14 protein-coding genes are annotated in these 18,321 nt (G+C 58.1%); 11 read left to right on the top strand and 3 right to left on the bottom strand.

Features of this window, described 5'->3' with window-relative positions; translation table 11 throughout:
• Positions 1–112 precede the first annotated feature (112 nt).
• On the top strand, positions 113–2,671 hold the full coding sequence (gene mrcA / locus ABLU73_RS24800) for a peptidoglycan glycosyltransferase/peptidoglycan DD-transpeptidase MrcA (protein WP_023319249.1): 2,559 nt from the start codon (positions 113–115) through the stop codon (positions 2,669–2,671).
• 53 nt (positions 2,672–2,724) lie between these two features.
• On the opposite strand, the gene nudE is transcribed toward mrcA, so the two are convergent.
• On the bottom strand, positions 2,725–3,285 hold the full coding sequence (gene nudE, locus ABLU73_RS24795; RefSeq protein ID WP_004202164.1) for an ADP compounds hydrolase NudE: 561 nt from the start codon (positions 3,283–3,285) through the stop codon (positions 2,725–2,727).
• A 320-nt stretch (positions 3,286–3,605) separates the two neighbouring features.
• Here nudE and ABLU73_RS24790 point away from each other — a divergent pair, with 320 nt between their 5' ends.
• The 5 genes from ABLU73_RS24790 (at position 3,606) to pckA (ending at position 9,765) form a co-directional block, all read left to right on the top strand.
• Positions 3,606–5,738 (top strand): intracellular growth attenuator family protein, encoded by a 2,133-nt coding sequence (locus ABLU73_RS24790; protein WP_135730253.1) that lies wholly within the window; start codon positions 3,606–3,608, stop codon positions 5,736–5,738.
• A 60-nt stretch (positions 5,739–5,798) separates the two neighbouring features.
• Positions 5,799–6,482, top strand: coding sequence for a GMP/IMP nucleotidase (gene yrfG / locus ABLU73_RS24785; protein ID WP_004202162.1), 684 nt, complete (start codon positions 5,799–5,801; stop codon positions 6,480–6,482).
• On the top strand, positions 6,479–6,880 hold the full coding sequence (gene hslR, locus ABLU73_RS24780) for a ribosome-associated heat shock protein Hsp15 (RefSeq protein ID WP_017899959.1): 402 nt from the start codon (positions 6,479–6,481) through the stop codon (positions 6,878–6,880). The genes yrfG and hslR overlap by 4 nt, the downstream gene beginning before the upstream one ends.
• Positions 6,881–6,898: 18 nt before the next feature.
• Positions 6,899–7,783, top strand: coding sequence for an Hsp33 family molecular chaperone HslO (gene hslO / locus ABLU73_RS24775; protein ID WP_017899960.1), 885 nt, complete (start codon positions 6,899–6,901; stop codon positions 7,781–7,783).
• Between the two features lie 359 nt (positions 7,784–8,142).
• Positions 8,143–9,765 carry a phosphoenolpyruvate carboxykinase (ATP) gene (pckA, locus tag ABLU73_RS24770; RefSeq protein WP_004202159.1) on the top strand — a complete coding sequence of 541 codons (1,623 nt, stop codon included), beginning with the start codon at positions 8,143–8,145 and terminating at the stop codon, positions 9,763–9,765.
• A gap of 77 nt (positions 9,766–9,842) precedes the next feature.
• Here pckA and envZ read toward each other — a convergent pair whose 3' ends face one another.
• A complete protein-coding gene (envZ, locus tag ABLU73_RS24765; RefSeq protein ID WP_004202158.1) occupies positions 9,843–11,198 on the bottom strand; it encodes a two-component system sensor histidine kinase EnvZ in 1,356 nt (451 codons plus the stop codon).
• A complete protein-coding gene (gene ompR / locus ABLU73_RS24760; RefSeq protein WP_001157751.1) occupies positions 11,195–11,914 on the bottom strand; it encodes a two-component system response regulator OmpR in 720 nt (239 codons plus the stop codon). Before ompR ends, envZ begins: the two co-directional genes overlap by 4 nt.
• A gap of 227 nt (positions 11,915–12,141) precedes the next feature.
• Between ompR and greB the strand changes: the two genes are divergently transcribed.
• The 5 genes from greB to feoC all read left to right on the top strand — a co-directional run bounded on the left by greB (position 12,142) and on the right by feoC (position 18,282).
• Positions 12,142–12,615 carry a transcription elongation factor GreB gene (greB, locus tag ABLU73_RS24755; RefSeq protein ID WP_002920503.1) on the top strand — a complete coding sequence of 158 codons (474 nt, stop codon included), beginning with the start codon at positions 12,142–12,144 and terminating at the stop codon, positions 12,613–12,615.
• Between the two features lie 100 nt (positions 12,616–12,715).
• Positions 12,716–15,046 carry a Tex family protein gene (locus ABLU73_RS24750; protein ID WP_165708065.1) on the top strand — a complete coding sequence of 777 codons (2,331 nt, stop codon included), beginning with the start codon at positions 12,716–12,718 and terminating at the stop codon, positions 15,044–15,046.
• A gap of 412 nt (positions 15,047–15,458) precedes the next feature.
• Positions 15,459–15,686, top strand: coding sequence for a ferrous iron transporter A (gene feoA / locus ABLU73_RS24745; protein ID WP_004202154.1), 228 nt, complete (start codon positions 15,459–15,461; stop codon positions 15,684–15,686).
• A gap of 28 nt (positions 15,687–15,714) precedes the next feature.
• On the top strand, positions 15,715–18,033 hold the full coding sequence (gene feoB / locus ABLU73_RS24740) for a Fe(2+) transporter permease subunit FeoB (RefSeq protein ID WP_348850479.1): 2,319 nt from the start codon (positions 15,715–15,717) through the stop codon (positions 18,031–18,033).
• Between the two features lie 9 nt (positions 18,034–18,042).
• Complete coding sequence (gene feoC / locus ABLU73_RS24735) at positions 18,043–18,282, top strand: [Fe-S]-dependent transcriptional repressor FeoC (protein ID WP_004202151.1); 240 nt, start codon at positions 18,043–18,045, stop codon at positions 18,280–18,282.
• Positions 18,283–18,321: the final 39 nt, after the last annotated feature.

Here is an 18,321-nt window from a genome sequence, read left to right as displayed (position 1 = left end):
GATCTCCTTATCCGGCAAAACTGTCCGGCTATATCAATGCACCTGGCTTGCCTTTATACTACCGCGCGTTTGTTTATAAACTGCCCAAATAAAACTAAATGGGAAAACACCGGTGAAGTTCGTAAAGTATCTATTGATCCTTGCAGTCTGTTGCGTACTGCTGGGAGCAGGCTCGATTTTTGGCCTCTACAAATACATAGAGCCGCAACTCCCCGACGTCGCAACCCTGAAGGATGTGCGTTTGCAGATCCCGATGCAGGTCTATAGCGCCGACGGTGAGCTTATTGCGCAGTACGGCGAAAAGCGCCGTATCCCTGTCACGTTGCAGCAAATTCCCCCCGAGCTGGTGAAAGCGTTTATCGCTACCGAAGACAGTCGTTTCTATGAGCATCACGGCGTCGATCCGGTGGGTATTTTCCGCGCCGCCAGCGTGGCGATGTTTTCAGGCCACGCCTCGCAGGGCGCCAGCACCATCACCCAGCAGTTAGCGCGTAACTTCTTCCTCAGCCCCGAGAAGACGTTGATGCGTAAGATTAAAGAGGCCTTTCTGGCTATCCGCATCGAGCAGCTGCTGAACAAAGATGAAATCCTTGAGCTGTACCTGAACAAGATTTACCTCGGCTACCGCGCCTATGGCGTCGGCGCCGCGGCGCAGGTCTATTTTGGCAAACCTATCGACCAGCTGACCCTCAGCGAAATGGCGGTGATTGCCGGTCTGCCGAAAGCCCCGTCCACTTTTAACCCGCTCTATTCGATGGATCGCGCCACAGCCCGGCGCAACGTGGTGCTGTCGCGTATGCTGAGCGAGGGGTACATCACCCAGGCGCAATACGATGAGGCGCGCAGCGAACCCATCGACGCCAGCTACCACGCGCCAAAAATCGCCTTCTCCGCGCCCTATCTGAGCGAAATGGTGCGCCAGGAGATGGTGAATCGCTACGGCGAGCAGGCCTACGAAGATGGCTACCGGGTGTACACCACGATTACCCGCAAAAACCAGCAGGCGGCCCAGCAGGCGGTCCGCAATAACGTGCTGGATTACGATATGCGTCACGGCTACCGCGGCCCGGCCAGCGTGCTGTGGAAGGTCGGCGAAACGCCGTGGGAGGCGAAAAAGATCGTTGACGCCCTGAAGCGCCAGCCTGGCTTTGGCCCGCTTTCTCCTGCGGTGGTCACCTCCGCGAATGCCCAGGAGGCCGTCGCGCTGTTGGCTAACGGCGACTCCGTTTCGCTGACGATGGACGGCGTGCGCTGGGCTCGCCGCTTTATCTCCGATACGCAGCAGGGGGCGACCCCGCGTAAAGTCAACGACGTCGTGCAGGCCGGGCAGCAGATCTGGGTTCGCAAAGTGGGAGACAGCTGGTGGCTGTCGCAGGTCCCGGACGTCAACTCGGCATTGGTCTCCATTAACCCGCAAAACGGCGCGATTATCGCCCTTGTCGGTGGGTTTGACTTTAACCAGAGCAAGTTCAACCGCGCCACTCAGGCGCTGCGCCAGGTCGGCTCCAACATCAAGCCATTCCTCTACACGGCTGCGATGGATAAAGGCTTAACTCTGGCAAGCATGCTCAACGATGTGCCAATCTCGCGCTGGGACGCCGGAGCCGGTTCCGACTGGCGGCCGAAAAACTCGCCGCCGCAGTATGCTGGTCCGATTCGTTTACGCCAGGGCCTGGGGCAGTCGAAAAACGTGGTCATGGTGCGCGCCATGCGCGCCATGGGCGTTGACTATGCCGCCGAGTATTTGCAGCGCTTTGGCTTCCCGGCGCAAAACATTGTCCACACCGAATCGCTGGCGCTGGGCTCCGCCTCCTTTACGCCTCTGCAGGTCGCCCGCGGTTATTCGGTGATGGCCAACGGCGGCTTCCTGGTGAACCCGTTCTTTATCAGTAAGATTGAGAACGATCAGGGCGGGGTCCTCTTCGAAGAGCGTCCGAAAATCGCCTGCCCGCAGTGTGATTTACCGGTGATTTACGGCGATACGCCAAAATCCAACGTGCTGGAAAACAAAGATGTGGAAGATGTCGCCACCTCGACGGAACCGCAGAATGGCACCGTGCCGCCGCAGCCGCAGCTGGAGCAGGCCAATCAGTCACTGGTGGCGCAGAGCGGCGCCCAGGAATACGCGCCGCATGTGATCAACACCCCGCTGGCCTTCCTGATCAAGAGCGCGCTGAACAGCAACATCTTTGGCGAACCGGGCTGGATGGGAACCGGCTGGCGCGCCGGACGTGACCTTCAGCGGCATGACATCGGCGGCAAAACCGGGACCACCAACAGCTCGAAGGACGCCTGGTTCTCAGGCTACGGACCGGGCGTGGTGACCTCGGTTTGGATCGGCTTTGACGATCATCGTCGCGATCTTGGCCGGACCACCGCATCGGGGGCGATTAAAGATCAGATCTCCGGCTACGAAGGCGGCGCCAAAAGCGCCCAGCCGGCCTGGGACAGCTTTATGAAGAGCGTGCTGGAAGGCGTTCCGGAAGAGCCATTAACGCCGCCGCCGGGTATCGTCACGGTGAATATTGACCGCAGCACCGGTCAGTTGGCGAACGGTGGCAACAGCCGGGCGGAATACTTTATTGAGGGTACCCAGCCCACGCAGCAGGCGGTCCATGAGGTGGGCACCACCCTGACTGACGGCGGCGGTGAAACCCACGAGCTGTTCTGACAAAAAAAGCGCCTGCGGGCGCTTTTTTATTGCTGCTTAGCGTAAACGCTCGTTCAGAGTCGGCCCTGGGCCTGCAACCATTCCCGCACTAAAAACAGCGCACTAACGTTGCGGGCCTCGTTAAAATCTTCTTCATCCAGCAGCGACATCAACTGCGCCAGCGGCCAGCGCACCTGCGGCAGCGGCTCGGGCTCATCGCCCGGCAGCGACTCCGGATAGAGATCTTCCGCCACCAGGATGTTCATTTTGCTGGAGAAGTAAGAGGGAGCCATACTGAGCTTCTTCAGAAACGTCAGCTTATTGGCGCCGAAGCCAACCTCTTCTTTCAGCTCGCGATTGGCCGCTTCATCCACGGTTTCACCCGGATCAATCAGCCCTTTGGAGAAGCCCAGCTCGTAGGATTCCGTCCCGACGGCATACTCGCGAATCAAAATAATATGATCATCAACAATCGGCACAATCATCACCGCTTCGCGGGTGGAAGGCCGCATACGTTCATAAACGCGACGCACACCGTTGCTGAATTCCAGATCGACGCTTTCGACATTAAAGAGGCGCGAACGGGCGACAGTTTCAACATTGAGAATGGTGGGTTTTTGTAATGATTTGCTCATTGTCATCGGTCTATGCTGTGATTAAGCAGTCATTGTGCGATACGCAACACGCTTTCGGCAATCCAAATCGCTACTTATTTACAGAGTTGTAACCTTTTCCCTGCAAAGGGAAAAGTAATAAAGATAAAAAAGTCAATAGCTTGAATTCTCTTTGAGAATTTACCGATTTCTGGCCTTTAACGTTTTTGGTAAGCTAATACGCTGCTGCATGACATATTTACTACCCTGCAAGCAGGTGCGCCGCTAACACTGCAGCTTGACGTTAGTCTTCACGTTCACCGACGATTTCGTAAGAAAAATATAACTATGATGGGATGGGCATGGGCACCTTTCTGATATTCCTTACAGCTCTGCTAATCTGCGTATTGCTCATTGGATGGTGGTATCGCACGCACGCCAGACGCCGCCGGCTCCCTCTACTGCACGCCTTTAGCGATGCCACCACGCGGCCGATCGCGGCCGATGAGCGCCAGGCCATCGAAAAGTATCTTGCCGAACTGAGCCGCGCCCAGCAGGTTCCCGCGTCCGGCGCCACCAGCGCGCCCGTCGCTCTGGCGCTAAACGAACAGAGCGATACCGTCTATGGGGTGACGCGAGCCATCACCCGCTACGGGATCACTACCGACGCGCCGAATAAATGGCGCTATTTTCTCGATTCGGTGGAGGTACATCTGCCGCCGTTCTGGGAACAGCATATCAACGATGAAAACAGCGTCGAGCTGATCCCCACCGACAGCCTGCCGCTGGTTATCACCCTTAACGGCCATACCCTGAGCGACTATCGTCAGGAAGCGCAAAGCTACGCGCTGGAACGCGCCTCGGCCACCCAGGCCTCAATTCGCGGCGAAGAGAGCGAACAGGTAGAGTTGCGGCAGATCCGTCGGGAAAGCCCGGAAGAACACGCCCTGAACCGCCCGGATGGTCTGCGCGAAGCGATCCTGATCGTCGCCTCTTTCCTGTTCTTTTATTTCAGTCTGATTGGGCCTGCCGTCTTTACCCCATGGCTGGTGGCTGCCGGTTTGCTGCTGCTCGCCGCCGGCCTATTGGGGATCTATGCCCCGCCGCGCCGCGCCTCGCTGCGCGAAATCCATTGCCTGCGCGGCGTCCCTAAGCGCTGGGGGCTGTTTGGCGAAAACGATCAGGAGCATATCAATAATATCTCGCTGGGCATTATCGATCTCATCTATCCGCGCCACTGGCAGCCCTGGATCGCCCAGGACCTCGGACAGCAGACCGATATTGATATCTATCTCAACCGCCATGTAGCCCGTCAGGGACGCTACTTGTCGCTTCATGATGAAGTGAAAAACTTCCCGCTGCAGTACTGGCTGCGCAGCGCGATTATCGCCGCCGGCGCCCTGGTGGTGGTAATCATGCTATGGGCCAGCGTACCGCTGAATATGCCGTTTAAGTTCACCCTGTCGTGGCTGAAGGGGGCGCAGACCATTGAAGCCACGACCGTCAGCCAGCTGGAAAAGGCCCATGTGCGCATTGGCGATACGCTGCGCCTGACCGGCACCGGGATGTGCAACATCCGCACGCCGGGCAGCTGGACGGCCAAAGAGGATTCGCCGTTCCTGCCTTTCGATTGTTCGCAGATTGTGTGGAACGATGCCCCTCCTCTGCCGCTGCCGGAGTCTGACATTGTCAGCAAAGCGACTGCTCTGATGCAGTCCGTCCAGCGTCAGCTGCACCCGGAAACCGACGACGACTCCCGCGTCAGCCCGGCGCTGCGCTCCGCCATTCAGAAATCTGGCATGGTGCTACTGGATGATTTCGGCGATATCGTTCAGAAAACCAACGATCTCTGTTCCGCTGCCGATGATTGCCTGCGGCTGAAGAATGCGCTGGTTAATCTCGGCAATACCCGTAACTGGGAGACGTTAACTAAGCGTGCGTCCGCCGGGAAACTGGATGGCGTGAACGTGCTGCTGCGGCCAGTCAGCGCCGAGTCGCTGGAGAATCTGGTGACCACCTCAACCGCCCCCTTTGTCATGCGTGAAACCTCGCGGGCGGCGCAGGCGCTCAACAGCCCGGCCCCGGGCGGCTTCCTCATCGCCAGCGACGAGGGCAGCGTGCTGGTCAATCAGCCGTGGCCGGCGGTGAGCCTGTATGATTACCCGGCGCATGAGCAGTGGGGGGAACTGCGGCGGCTGGCCGGTATGCTGATGCATACCCCCTTCCATGCCGAAGGGATAGTCACCAATCTGTTTACTGACGCCAACGGCACTCAGCATATCAACCTGCACCGCATTCCTGACCGCAGCGGCCTGTGGCGCTATCTGGGCATCACCCTGCTGCTGCTGTCGATGGTGGGATGCATGGCTTACCACGGGGTGCAGGCGCTGCGTCGTTATCAACGCCATCGCCAGCGTATGGAAGAGATTCAGAAATATTACGAAAGCTGCCTGAACCCGGTGCTGCTCCCCTCGTCGTCTGACCCGCAAGATTAATTTTCCCGGCGACAGGGTGTGATACCCTGTCGCCCATTTCCCGCTCGCTGGAGAGTCATCATGCATTTTGATATCGCCTGGCAGGAGGTCGATACCGTTCTGCTGGATATGGACGGCACGCTCCTGGATCTCGCTTTCGACAACTATTTCTGGCAAACGCTGGTGCCGGAAACCTGGGGGGCCGCCCGCGGCCTCAATCTGCAACAGGCGAAAGAGGCCATGCACCAGGAGTATCACGCCGTGCAGCATACGCTAAACTGGTACTGTCTGGATTACTGGAGCGAGCGCCTGGGTTTGGATATTTGTGCGATGACCAGCGAACAGGGTCCGCGCGCCACGCTGCGTGAGGATACCGTGCCGTTCCTTGATGCGCTCAAGGCCAGCGGTAAGCGACGTATTCTGTTGACCAATGCCCATCCCCACAATCTGGCGGTGAAACTCAAACACACCGGCCTGGATGCGCACCTTGATTTATTACTTTCCACCCACACATTTGGTTATCCGAAAGAGGATCAGCGTCTGTGGCGCGCCGTGGCGGAGGAAACCGGCCTTGAGGCGCATAAAACGCTGTTTGTCGACGACAGCGAGGCAATTCTGGATGCCGCGAGGGAGTTTGGCATTCGTTACTGCCTGGGCATTACCAATCCCGACTCCGGGCTGGCGGAAAAGCAGTATCTGCGCCATCCGGGGCTGAATGATTACCGACGACTGATCCCTTCGCTTACCCCGAAGGAGAGGCGATGAAAGAGAAGCCTACCGAAACCGTCAGATTGGACAAATGGCTTTGGGCCGCCCGCTTTTACAAGACCCGCGCGCTGGCGCGAGAGATGATTGAAGGCGGCAAGGTGCATTACAACGGACAACGCAGCAAGCCCGGGAAAATCGTCGAACTGGACGCCATGCTAACGCTGCGTCAGGGCAACGACGAGCGGACGGTGCGCATCGTCGGTATCACCGAACAGCGCCGCCCGGCAAGCGAAGCCGTCACCCTGTATGAAGAGACGGCTGAGAGTATCGAGAAGCGTGAAAAAATGGCCCTGGCGCGCAAAATGAACGCCCTGACCATGCCGCACCCTGACAGACGTCCGGACAAGAAAGAGCGCCGCGACCTGATGAGATTTAAACACGGCGAGAGTGAGTAACTCGCGCCAGAAAGAGAGATGATTATGACTCAACACGATCAATTACATCGTTATCTGTTTGAAAACTATGCCGTGCGCGGTGAGCTGGTGACGGTGTCGGAAACCCTGGAACAGATTCTGGCGAATCACACTTATCCCCAGCCGGTGAAAACGGTGCTGGCGGAGCTGCTGGTCGCCACCAGTCTGCTGACTGCGACGCTGAAATTTGCCGGCGACATCACCGTGCAGCTGCAGGGCGATGGGCCTTTACAGCTGGCGGTCATCAATGGCAATAACCAGCAGCAGCTGCGCGGCGTCGCGCGCGTGCAGGGCGAGATTGCGGACGATGCGGATCTGAAAGCGATGGTCGGCAACGGCTATCTGGTCATCACCATCTCCCCGGAAGAGGGTGAGCGTTATCAGGGCGTGGTCGGTCTGGAAGGCGATACGCTGGCCGCCTGCCTGGAAGATTACTTCCAGCGTTCAGAGCAGCTGCCGACGCGCCTTATTATCCGCACCGGCGAACATGAAGGTCAGCCGATGGCGGGCGGGATGCTGCTGCAGGTGATGCCGGCGCAGGATGCCCAGACTGCCGACTTTGAGCACTTGGCGACGCTCACCGAGACCATCAAGGCTGAAGAGCTGTTCACCCTGCCGGCGAACGATGTGCTGTGGCGTCTGTACCATGAAGAAGAAGTCACGGTCTACGATCCGCAGAGCGTGGAGTTCAAGTGCACCTGCTCCCGCGAACGCTGCGCCGGCGCGCTGAAAACCCTGCCGGACGAAGAGATAGATAGCATCCTTGCCGACGAAGGCGAGATTGATATGCACTGCGACTACTGCGGTAACCACTATATCTTCAACGCCATGGACATCGCCGAGATCCGTAATAACGCCTCTCCGGCCGATCCGCAGGTCCATTAATCCTCACTTCTTCTTCAGGCACCGGGCGGCGATGTGGTTTGTCGCCCGGTGTCTGACTTTTATTTATTCACGAGTTGAATCGATTTTCGCTGAAAGAGTTACGTAATTTTATTCCAGGAAAGCGATTACATTCACATTTCAGTAGTTTTTTTAATTACTTTTTAACCATTGAGAAACATCTAACCCCACCATCCAGCCATTTCCTGAGATAATCCACTTCACTTCGTGACAGGAGTCACCGTTTTTTTCGTCATTCTGAAGAATGTCGAGATACGTAAATCTATGAGCCTGGTCGCGGTCAATACCCGGTAATAAACCCTACAATTTACAGCAGTACATCTTGGCTAAGGAGCAGTGACATGCGCGTTAATCATGGTTTAACCCCGCAGGATCTCAAGGCTTATGGTATCAATGACGTTCAGGATATCGTCCACAATCCCAGCTACGACATGTTGTTTCAGGAAGAGCTCGACCCCAACCTGGAAGGCTACGAACGTGGCGTATTAACCAGTCTCGGTGCTATCGCCGTCGACACGGGCATTTTTACCGGTCGTTCTCCGAAAGATAAGTACCTCGTGCGCGACGACACCACCCGCGATACCGTCTGGTGGTCCGATAAAGGCAAGGGTAAAAACGACAACAAGCCGCTTTCGCAGGAAACCTGGCAGCATCTGAAAGGGCTGGTAACACAGCAGCTGTCCGGTAAACGCCTGTTTATCGTCGACGCCTTCTGCGGCGCTAACGCCGATACCCGTCTCAGCGTACGTTTCATTACCGAAGTGGCCTGGCAGGCGCACTTCGTTAAAAACATGTTCATCCGCCCGAGCGACGAAGAGCTGGCGGAATTCACGCCCGACTTCATCGTGATGAACGGCGCGAAGTGCACCAACCCGCAGTGGAAAGAGCAGGGCCTGAACTCGGAAAACTTCATCGCTTTCAACCTCACCGAGCGCATTCAGTTGATCGGCGGCACCTGGTACGGCGGCGAGATGAAGAAAGGGATGTTCTCGATCATGAACTACCTGCTGCCGCTGAAGGGCATCGCCTCCATGCACTGTTCTGCCAACGTGGGCGAGAAAGGCGATGTCGCCATTTTCTTCGGCCTCTCAGGCACCGGCAAAACCACCCTCTCCACCGACCCGAAACGCCGCCTGATTGGCGATGACGAACATGGCTGGGATGACGACGGGGTGTTTAACTTCGAAGGGGGCTGCTACGCCAAGACCATCAAGCTCTCTGAAGCGGCCGAGCCGGATATCTATCACGCCATTCGCCGCAACGCCCTGCTGGAAAACGTGGTGGTGCGCGCCGACGGGACAATCGATTTCGATGACGGCTCAAAGACCGAAAACACCCGCGTCTCCTACCCCATCGACCATATCGATAATATCGTCAAACCGGTCTCCAAAGCGGGTCACGCCACCAAAGTGATCTTCCTGACGGCCGATGCGTTCGGCGTACTGCCGCCGGTCTCCCGCCTGACCGCCGATCAGACGCAGTACCATTTCCTGTCCGGGTTTACCGCCAAACTGGCCGGCACCGAGCGCGGCGTGACCGAACCCACGCCAACTTTTTCCGCCTGCTTCGGCGCCGCCTTCCTGTCGTTGCACCCGACACAGTACGCCGAAGTGCTGGTCAAACGCATGCAGGCGGCCGGCGCGCAGGCTTATCTGGTCAATACCGGCTGGAACGGCACCGGCAAGCGCATCTCGATTAAAGATACCCGCGCCATCATCGACGCCATCCTCAATGGCTCGCTGGACAACGCGGAGACCTTTACCCTGCCGATGTTTAACCTGCAGATCCCGACGGCCCTCCCGGGCGTGGATCCCCAGATCCTCGATCCGCGCAGCACCTATGGTTCCCCGGAGCAGTGGCAGGAAAAAGCCGATCAGCTGGCGAAGCTGTTTATTGAGAACTTTGAGAAGTATACCGATACGCCAGCGGGCGCCGCGCTGGTGGCGGCAGGGCCGCAGCGCTAACGGGCACAAAGATGAAAAAGCCGGGCTTGCCCGGCTTTTTATTGTGCAACGTTCTGACCAACCAACCGCGGGCGCGATCAGCTCTCTTTGGCCGGTTTCATCGGCGCCAGTACCCGGTGCACCGGCAGCCAGGCGCGGATCAGTAACCCGCCGCGTTCGCTGGAGCCAATCTCCAGCCGCCCGTTGTGATTATCGATAATACGCTGAACAATCGCCAACCCCAGCCCGGTGCCGCTGGTGCTGCGGGCGCTGTCGCCGCGTACAAACGGCTGAAACAGGTGCTCTCGCTGCTCAGGTTTAATCCCCGGTCCGTCATCTTCTACCTGGAACCAGGCCCGGCTCGCTTCGCTGCCGCTGCTGACCTTGATCCAGCCATTGCCATAGCGGGCCGCGTTGACCACCATATTCGCCAGCGCGCGCTTGATAGACAGAGGATGCATGCGTACCGGAATTTCGCCGGCCTGCAGGGCGGTAGCGATCTCCCGCTCATAACCGCTCTCCGCAGCGATCACTTCCCCCAGCACCGCATTCAGATCCGCCAGCTCCATCGGCATCTCCTGCCCGGTGCGCAGATAGTCGATAAACTGCTCGATGATGGCGTTGCACTCTTCGATATCTTTGTTGATCGACTCCGCGAGATAGCCGTCCTGCTCGCCCATCATCTCGGTGGCCAGACGAATGCGGGTCAGCGGAGTCCGTAAATCATGGCTGACCCCAGCCATCAGCAGCGTACGGTCGTCGGCCAGCTGCTTCACGCCCGCGGCCATGTGGTTGAAGGCGCGCGTCACCGAACGCACTTCGGAGGCGCCATACTCGCGCAGCGGCGGCGGAATAATGCCGCGCCCGACCTGCAGCGCCGCATGCTCCAGATCCACCAGCGGGCGGTTCTGAATACGGATAAACAGCCAGGCGCCGCCTATCGCCAGCAGCATGATCGCCAGGGTATAGCGGAACAGCGGCGAGAAGTCGCCCTGATGGATCTCGGTCAGCGGCACCCGCACCCAAATATTGGGCGACAGCCAGGTCTTCAGCCACACCACGGGGGAGCTTTTATTGACCTCCACCCGCACCTCAGTGGGGCCGCCAAGCTGATGAGCCATCTGCTGGCTCAAGAATTCATAATGCTGCGCCCAGCGCAGGCCTGCGTCTTCCGCCGCTTCATTGGAATAGAGCGAAATCCCCAGCTCGCGATAAATTTCACGGCGAAACGCCGGGGGCACCACCAGCTGGGTGCCATCCTCCAGCTGCAGCTTATCAGTCATCAGCATACGCACTTCGTAGGCCAATACTTTATTAAACTGCTGGAGACTTGGCAGGATCGCGAAATTCAGTACTACCAGATAGGTCGTCACCAGGCTGACGAACAGCAAGGTGACGATCAGGAGCAGCGTGCGAGCAAAGGAGCTGCGCGGCGAAAAGCGCACGCGTTTCATGCCTTAGAACCGTCCGGGACGAAGACGTAGCCCAGACCCCAGACGGTCTGGATATAGCGCGGATGCGCCGGGTCCTCTTCCACCATGCGGCGCAGGCGGGAGATCTGTACGTCGATGGAACGCTCCATCGCAGAGTATTCGCGGCCGCGAGCGAGGTTCATTAACTTATCGCGCGACAGCGGCTCACGAGGATGGCTTACCAGCGCCTTCAGGACCGCAAACTCGCCGCTGGTCAACGGCATCGGCTCGTCTTCACGGAACATCTCGCGGGTGCCCAGGTTCAGTTTGAATTTACCAAAGGCGATAACCGCCTCTTCCTGCGACGGCGCGCCCGGCAGCTCGTTCGCCTGACGGCGCAGCACCGCCCGGATGCGGGCCAGCAGTTCACGCGGGTTGAACGGCTTCGGAATGTAGTCGTCGGCCCCGATCTCCAGGCCCACGATACGATCAACCTCTTCGCCTTTCGCCGTCACCATAATGATCGGCATCGGGTTGCTCTGGCTGCGCAGACGGCGGCAAATCGAGAGACCATCTTCCCCAGGCAGCATCAGATCCAGCACCATCAGGTGGAAGGATTCGCGGGTTAACAGACGATCCATCTGTTCGGCGTTCGCCACGCTACGAACCTGGAAGCCCTGCTCGGTCAGATAACGTTCGAGCAGCGCACGCAGGCGCATGTCGTCATCCACAACCAGAATCTTATAATTCTCTTGCATTGTTTGTACTCCCAAAGGTTCACTGCAATAGTCAGTGCGTATTCTCAAAAAAGCCCGGCGCGCTCACCAGCTAAATCTGGTATATATTCCAGGCTAAATTGTTACAAAGCATATTTAACAGCAGGTTAAGTATACATTTAATCATAAGACACAGTATTTATCCTGTCGGTATTATTACGCGCTACAAATTGTGCGCAACGACAGACTGTCAGAAGGTTGAACTCACGATGAAAACGCCGCTGATCACCCGCGAGGGATATGAAAAACTGAAGCAGGAGATGGACTACCTGTGGCGCCAGGAGCGCCCGGAAGTGACCAAAAAGGTAACCTGGGCCGCCAGCCTTGGCGACCGCAGCGAGAACGCGGATTACCAGTACAACAAAAAGCGCCTGCGCGAGATCGATCGCCGGGTCCGCTATCTGACCAAATGTCTGGAACAGTTAAAGATCGTCGATTACTCCCCACAGCAGGAGGGCAAAGTCTTCTTCGGCGCCTGGGTAGAGATTGAAAACGATGAAGGCGATATCAAGCGCTTTCGCATCGTCGGTTACGATGAAATTTTTGGCCGCAAAGACTATATCTCCATCGACTCGCCGATGGCGCGCGCACTGTTAAAAAAAGAGGTTGGCGATCTGGCCATCGTCAACACGCCGGCGGGCGAAGCCAGCTGGTATGTCAACGAGATCGAATACGTTAAATAGACAAGAACTTTCCGAGAGACGCCCGGCGCGACTGGCATTTTCAGCCGTCAGTCCGTATAACTAGTCCCTGATTTTTGACCCTAAAGATGAATTAAAAGCCATGATGAATGATTCGCTCTGCCGCATTATTGCGGGTGAACTTCAGGCCAGAGCCGAACAGGTAGAAGCTGCCGTTCGCCTGCTTGATGAAGGGAACACCGTGCCGTTTATTGCACGTTATCGTAAAGAAGTCACCGGAGGTCTGGATGACACGCAGCTGCGTAATCTGGAAACCCGCCTCGGCTATCTGCGCGAACTGGAAGACCGTCGTCAGGCGATCCTCAAATCCATCGCTGAACAGGGCAAACTGACCGACGCGCTGGAAAAAGCCATCAACACCACGCTCAGCAAAACTGAACTGGAAGATCTCTACCTGCCGTATAAACCGAAGCGCCGCACCCGCGGGCAAATCGCTATCGAAGCGGGGCTGGAGCCGCTGGCTGACCTGCTGTGGAACGAACCGTCCCACGATCCGGAAACGGAAGCCGCAAAATATATTGATGCCGATAAAGGCGTGGCCGACAGCAAAGCGGCGCTGGATGGCGCGCGCTATATCCTGATGGAGCGTTTTGCCGAAGACGCCGCGCTGCTGGCGAAGGTCCGTGACTATCTGTGGAAAAACGCCCACCTGGTCTCCACCGTCGTCAGCGGCAAAGAAGAGGAAGGCGCCAAATTCCGCGACTACTTCGATCACCATGAACCGATCGCCACCGTGCCGTCGCATCGCGCGCTGGCGATGTTCCGCGGTCGCAACGAAGGCGTCCTGCAGCTCTCTTTAAACGCTGACCCGCAGTTTGACGAGCCGCCGAAAGAGAGCCACTGCGAGCAGATTATTATCGACCATCTGGGCCTGCGCCTGAATAACGCCCCGGCGGACAGCTGGCGTAAAGGCGTCGTCAGTTGGACCTGGCGGATCAAAGTCCTGATGCATCTCGAAACCGAGCTGATGGGTACCGTGCGCGAGCGCGCCGAAGACGAAGCTATTAACGTCTTCGCCCGCAACCTGCACGACCTGCTGATGGCTGCGCCCGCCGGGCTGCGCGCTACCATGGGCCTTGACCCGGGCCTGCGCACCGGGGTGAAAGTGGCCGTGGTTGACGGTACCGGCAAACTGGTGGCCACCGATACCATCTACCCCCACACCGGCCAGGCGGCTAAAGCGGCGATTGTCGTGGCGGCGCTGTGCGAGAAGCACAACGTCGAGCTGGTGGCGATCGGCAACGGCACCGCCTCGCGTGAAACCGAGCGTTTCTTCCTCGACGTGCAGAAACAGTTCCCGAAGGTCACCGCCCAGAAGGTGATCGTCAGCGAAGCCGGGGCTTCCGTTTACTCCGCCTCCGAGCTGGCGGCGCAGGAGTTCCCTGACCTCGACGTGTCGCTGCGCGGCGCGGTCTCCATTGCCCGCCGTCTGCAGGATCCCCTGGCCGAGCTGGTGAAAATCGACCCGAAATCCATTGGCGTCGGCCAGTATCAGCACGATGTCAGCCAGACCCAGCTGGCGCGTAAGCTGGACGCGGTGGTGGAAGACTGCGTGAACGCCGTTGGCGTTGACCTGAACACCGCCTCCGTGCCGCTGCTGACCCGCGTGGCCGGCCTGACCCGCATGATGGCGCAGAACATCGTCGCCTGGCGCGACGAGAACGGCCAGTTCCAGAACCGCCAGCAGCTGCTGAAGGTCAGCCGCCTGGGGCCGAAAGCCTTTGAACAGTGCGCCGGCTTCCTGCGTATCAACCACGGCGACAACCCGCTGGATGCCTCCACCGTTCACCCGGAAGCCTACCCGGTGGTCGAACGCATTCTGGCCGCTACCCAGCAGGCGCTGAAAGATCTGATGGGCAATAGCAGTGCGCTGCGCCACCTGAAGGCCGTGGATTTCACCGATGAGAAGTTCGGCGTACCGACCGTGACCGACATCATCAAAGAGCTGGAAAAACCGGGCCGCGACCCGCGTCCGGAGTTTAAGACAGCGAAGTTCGCAGACGGCGTAGAGACCATGAACGATCTGCTGCCGGGGATGATTCTGGAAGGGGCCGTCACCAACGTCACCAACTTCGGCGCATTTGTCGATATCGGCGTCCATCAGGACGGACTGGTCCACATCTCGTCGCTTTCTGACAAGTTTGTTGAAGATCCGCACACCGTGGTGAAAGCGGGCGACATCGTGAAGGTCAAGGTCATGGAAGTCGATCTGCCGCGTAAGCGTATCGCCCTGACCATGCGTCTCGACGAGCAGCCGGGCGACAGCAACGCCCGCCGCGGCGGCGGTCAGGATCGCCCGCAGGGCAACCGCCCGGCCGCGAAAGCCGCCAAACCTCGCGGTCGCGAAGCGCAGCCTGCCGGCAACAGCGCGATGATGGATGCCCTCGCGGCGGCGATGGGTAAAAAACGCTAATCCCACCCTGCCCCTTTTCAGGGGCAGTTTTCTTTTCATGACCAGGCCATCGCCATCACGCGCAAAACAGGTTCAGTTGTTTCTGATAACCTGTTTTTATTCCACGCCTGAAGACAGCGAAATTAATATTTTCATTTCGTTAACTTAAGAAACCTTAATTAAACATTAGATCGCCGAAATAATATTTCGTGCATTTTCGATCACAGACAGATTTTGCGGCACATCAATAAAAAAGTGATTTCCGCTTTAAAAATAGCGTTGATCGCATCATATGTATTGATGATAAAAACCATTCTCATTATCATCACTTTCAGAATGATTTTTTCTTTTTTCGTTGGCTATGGTATCCGGCGCGGTGACATCCCGACGCCCGGTCAATTCATCTTCGGTTAGCGATAGACAAGTAGGCCCTATGCAATTCACACCTGATAGTGCGTGGAAAATCATTGGATTCTCCCGCGATATTAGCCCAGCATACCGTCAGAAATTGCTCTCCCTCGGCATGCTGCCCGGATCCTCTTTTCATGTGGTGCGCGTGGCGCCGCTCGGCGATCCTGTTCATATTGAAACCCGACGCGTCAGTCTGGTATTACGCAAAAAAGATCTCGCCTTAATCGAACTGGAAGCGGTTGCACAATAACGGCTGGCCCGGCACAAGAGTCTGAAATATGAAAAAATTAACCGTTGGTTTAATTGGTAATCCTAATTCCGGCAAGACCACTTTATTTAATCAACTGACCGGCGCCCGCCAGCGCGTGGGCAACTGGGCCGGGGTCACCGTTGAGCGTAAAGAGGGCGTGTTCGCCACCACTGACCACCAGGTCACGCTGGTTGACCTCCCCGGGACCTACTCTCTGACCACCATCTCTTCGCAGACCTCGCTGGACGAGCAGATCGCCTGCCACTACATCCTCAGCGGCGAGGCCGACATGCTGATTAACGTGGTCGACGCCTCCAACCTCGAGCGAAACCTCTATTTGACGCTGCAGCTGCTTGAGCTGGGGATCCCCTGCGTCGTGGCGCTGAACATGCTGGATATTGCCGAAAAGCAGCAGGTGCGTATCGATATCGATGCCCTCGCCGCGCGCCTCGGCTGCCCGGTCATTCCGCTGGTTTCGACCCGCGGACGCGGGATCGAAGCGCTGAAGATTGCCCTCGACCGTCATCAGGCGAACAGCGATATTGAGCTGGTCCATTATCCGCAGCCGCTGCTGCGCGAAGCTGACCTGCTGGCGCAGCAGATGTCAGCGCAGATCCCGGTCAAGCAACGGCGCTGGCTCGGTCTGCAGATGCTGGAGGGCGACATCTACAGCCGGGCCTATGCCGGCGACGCCGCCGATAAACTGGATATCACCCTGGCGAATCTTAGCGACGAGATCGACGACCCGGCGCTGCATATCGCTGACGCGCGCTATCAGACCATCGCCGCCATTTGCGACGCCGTCAGCAACACCCTGACCGCCGAGCCAAGCCGCTTTACCGCGGCGATGGACAAGGTGATCCTCAACCGCTTCCTCGGGTTGCCGATTTTTCTCTTTGTCATGTATCTGATGTTCCTGCTGGCGATCAACATCGGCGGCGCGCTGCAGCCGATTTTTGACGCCGGCTCGGTCGCGGTCTTTATTCACGGTATTCAATGGCTGGGCTACACCCTGCACTTCCCGGAGTGGCTGACCGTGTTCCTCGCCCAGGGGATCGGCGGCGGTATCAACACCGTGCTGCCGCTGGTGCCGCAGATCGGCATGATGTATCTGTTCCTCTCTTTCCTTGAGGACTCCGGCTACATGGCGCGCGCCGCCTTTGTCATGGACCGCCTGATGCAAGCCCTCGGCCTGCCGGGAAAATCCTTTGTCCCGTTGATTGTCGGTTTCGGCTGTAACGTGCCGTCGGTGATGGGCGCCCGCACCCTCGACGCCCCGCGCGAACGTCTGATGACCATTATGATGGCGCCGTTTATGTCCTGCGGCGCGCGGCTGGCGATCTTCGCCGTCTTCGCGGCCGCGTTCTTTGGTCAGAACGGCGCGCTGGCGGTCTTCTCGCTCTACGTGCTGGGCATTGTGATGGCCATTCTCACCGGCCTGATGCTGAAGCACACCATTATGCGCGGCGAAGCCTCGCCGTTCGTGATGGAGCTGCCGGTGTACCACGTCCCGCATATCAAGAGCCTGATTATCCAGACCTGGCAGCGCCTGAAAGGCTTTGTGCTGCGCGCCGGGAAGGTGATCGTCATTGTCAGCATCTTCCTCAGCGCGCTGAACAGCTTCTCGCTGAGCGGTAAGGTCGTCGACAACATCAACGACTCCGCGCTGGCCTCGGTGAGCCGGGTCATTACTCCGGTGTTTAAACCGATCGGCGTACATGAAGATAACTGGCAGGCCACCGTGGGCCTGTTTACCGGCGCGATGGCGAAGGAGGTGGTGGTCGGTACGCTGAACACCCTCTATACCGCCGAAGATATCCAGAACGAGGAGTTCAATCCGCAGACCTTCAGCCTCGGCGAAGAACTGCTGGCGGCCGTCGACGAGACATGGCAGGGACTGAAAGACACCTTCAGCCTCAGCGTCCTGGCCAACCCCATCGAAGCCAGCAAAGGCGATGGCGAAATGGCCACCGGCGCGATGGGCGTGATGGGCAGTAAATTTGGCAGCGCCGCGGCGGCTTACAGCTACCTGATCTTCGTTCTGCTCTACATCCCCTGCATCTCGGTGATGGGCGCCATCGCCCGCGAATCGAGCCGCGGCTGGATGACCTTCTCCATTCTGTGGGGACTGAATATCGCCTATTCGCTCTCGACGCTCTACTACCAGACCGTCAGCTTTAGCGACCATCCGCGCTACAGCCTGGCGTGTATCCTGGCGGTGGTATTGTTCAACGTGGTGCTCTTCGGTCTGCTGCGTCGGGCGCGCAGCCGGGTTGACGTCTCGCTGCTGGCCACCCGTAAAACGCCGACCTCCTGCTGTTCCAGCCCGGCTGGCGATTGCCACTAAGGAGGAGCGGTGGCGTCGTTAATGGAAGTCCGCGATATGCTGGCCCTGCAGGGCCGCATGGAGGCGAAACAGCTCAGCGCCCGCCTGCGGACGCCTCAGCCGCTGATTGACGCCATGCTCGAACGCATGGAAGCCATGGGCAAGGTGGTACGGATCAGCGAAACGAGCGAGGGTTGCCTCTCCGGCAGCTGTAAAAGCTGTCCTGAAGGGAAAGCGGCGTGCCAGCAGGAGTGGTGGGCGCTGCGATGAAGGGAGTAAGGCCAGCCAGCGCCATGGGGTAAAACGAGT

The sequence above is a fragment of the Klebsiella sp. GG_Kp175 genome, from assembly GCF_040062325.1.
Classification (GTDB): Bacteria; Pseudomonadota; Gammaproteobacteria; order Enterobacterales; family Enterobacteriaceae; genus Klebsiella; species Klebsiella quasipneumoniae.
This window is presented reverse-complemented; position numbering and strand designations above follow the sequence as displayed.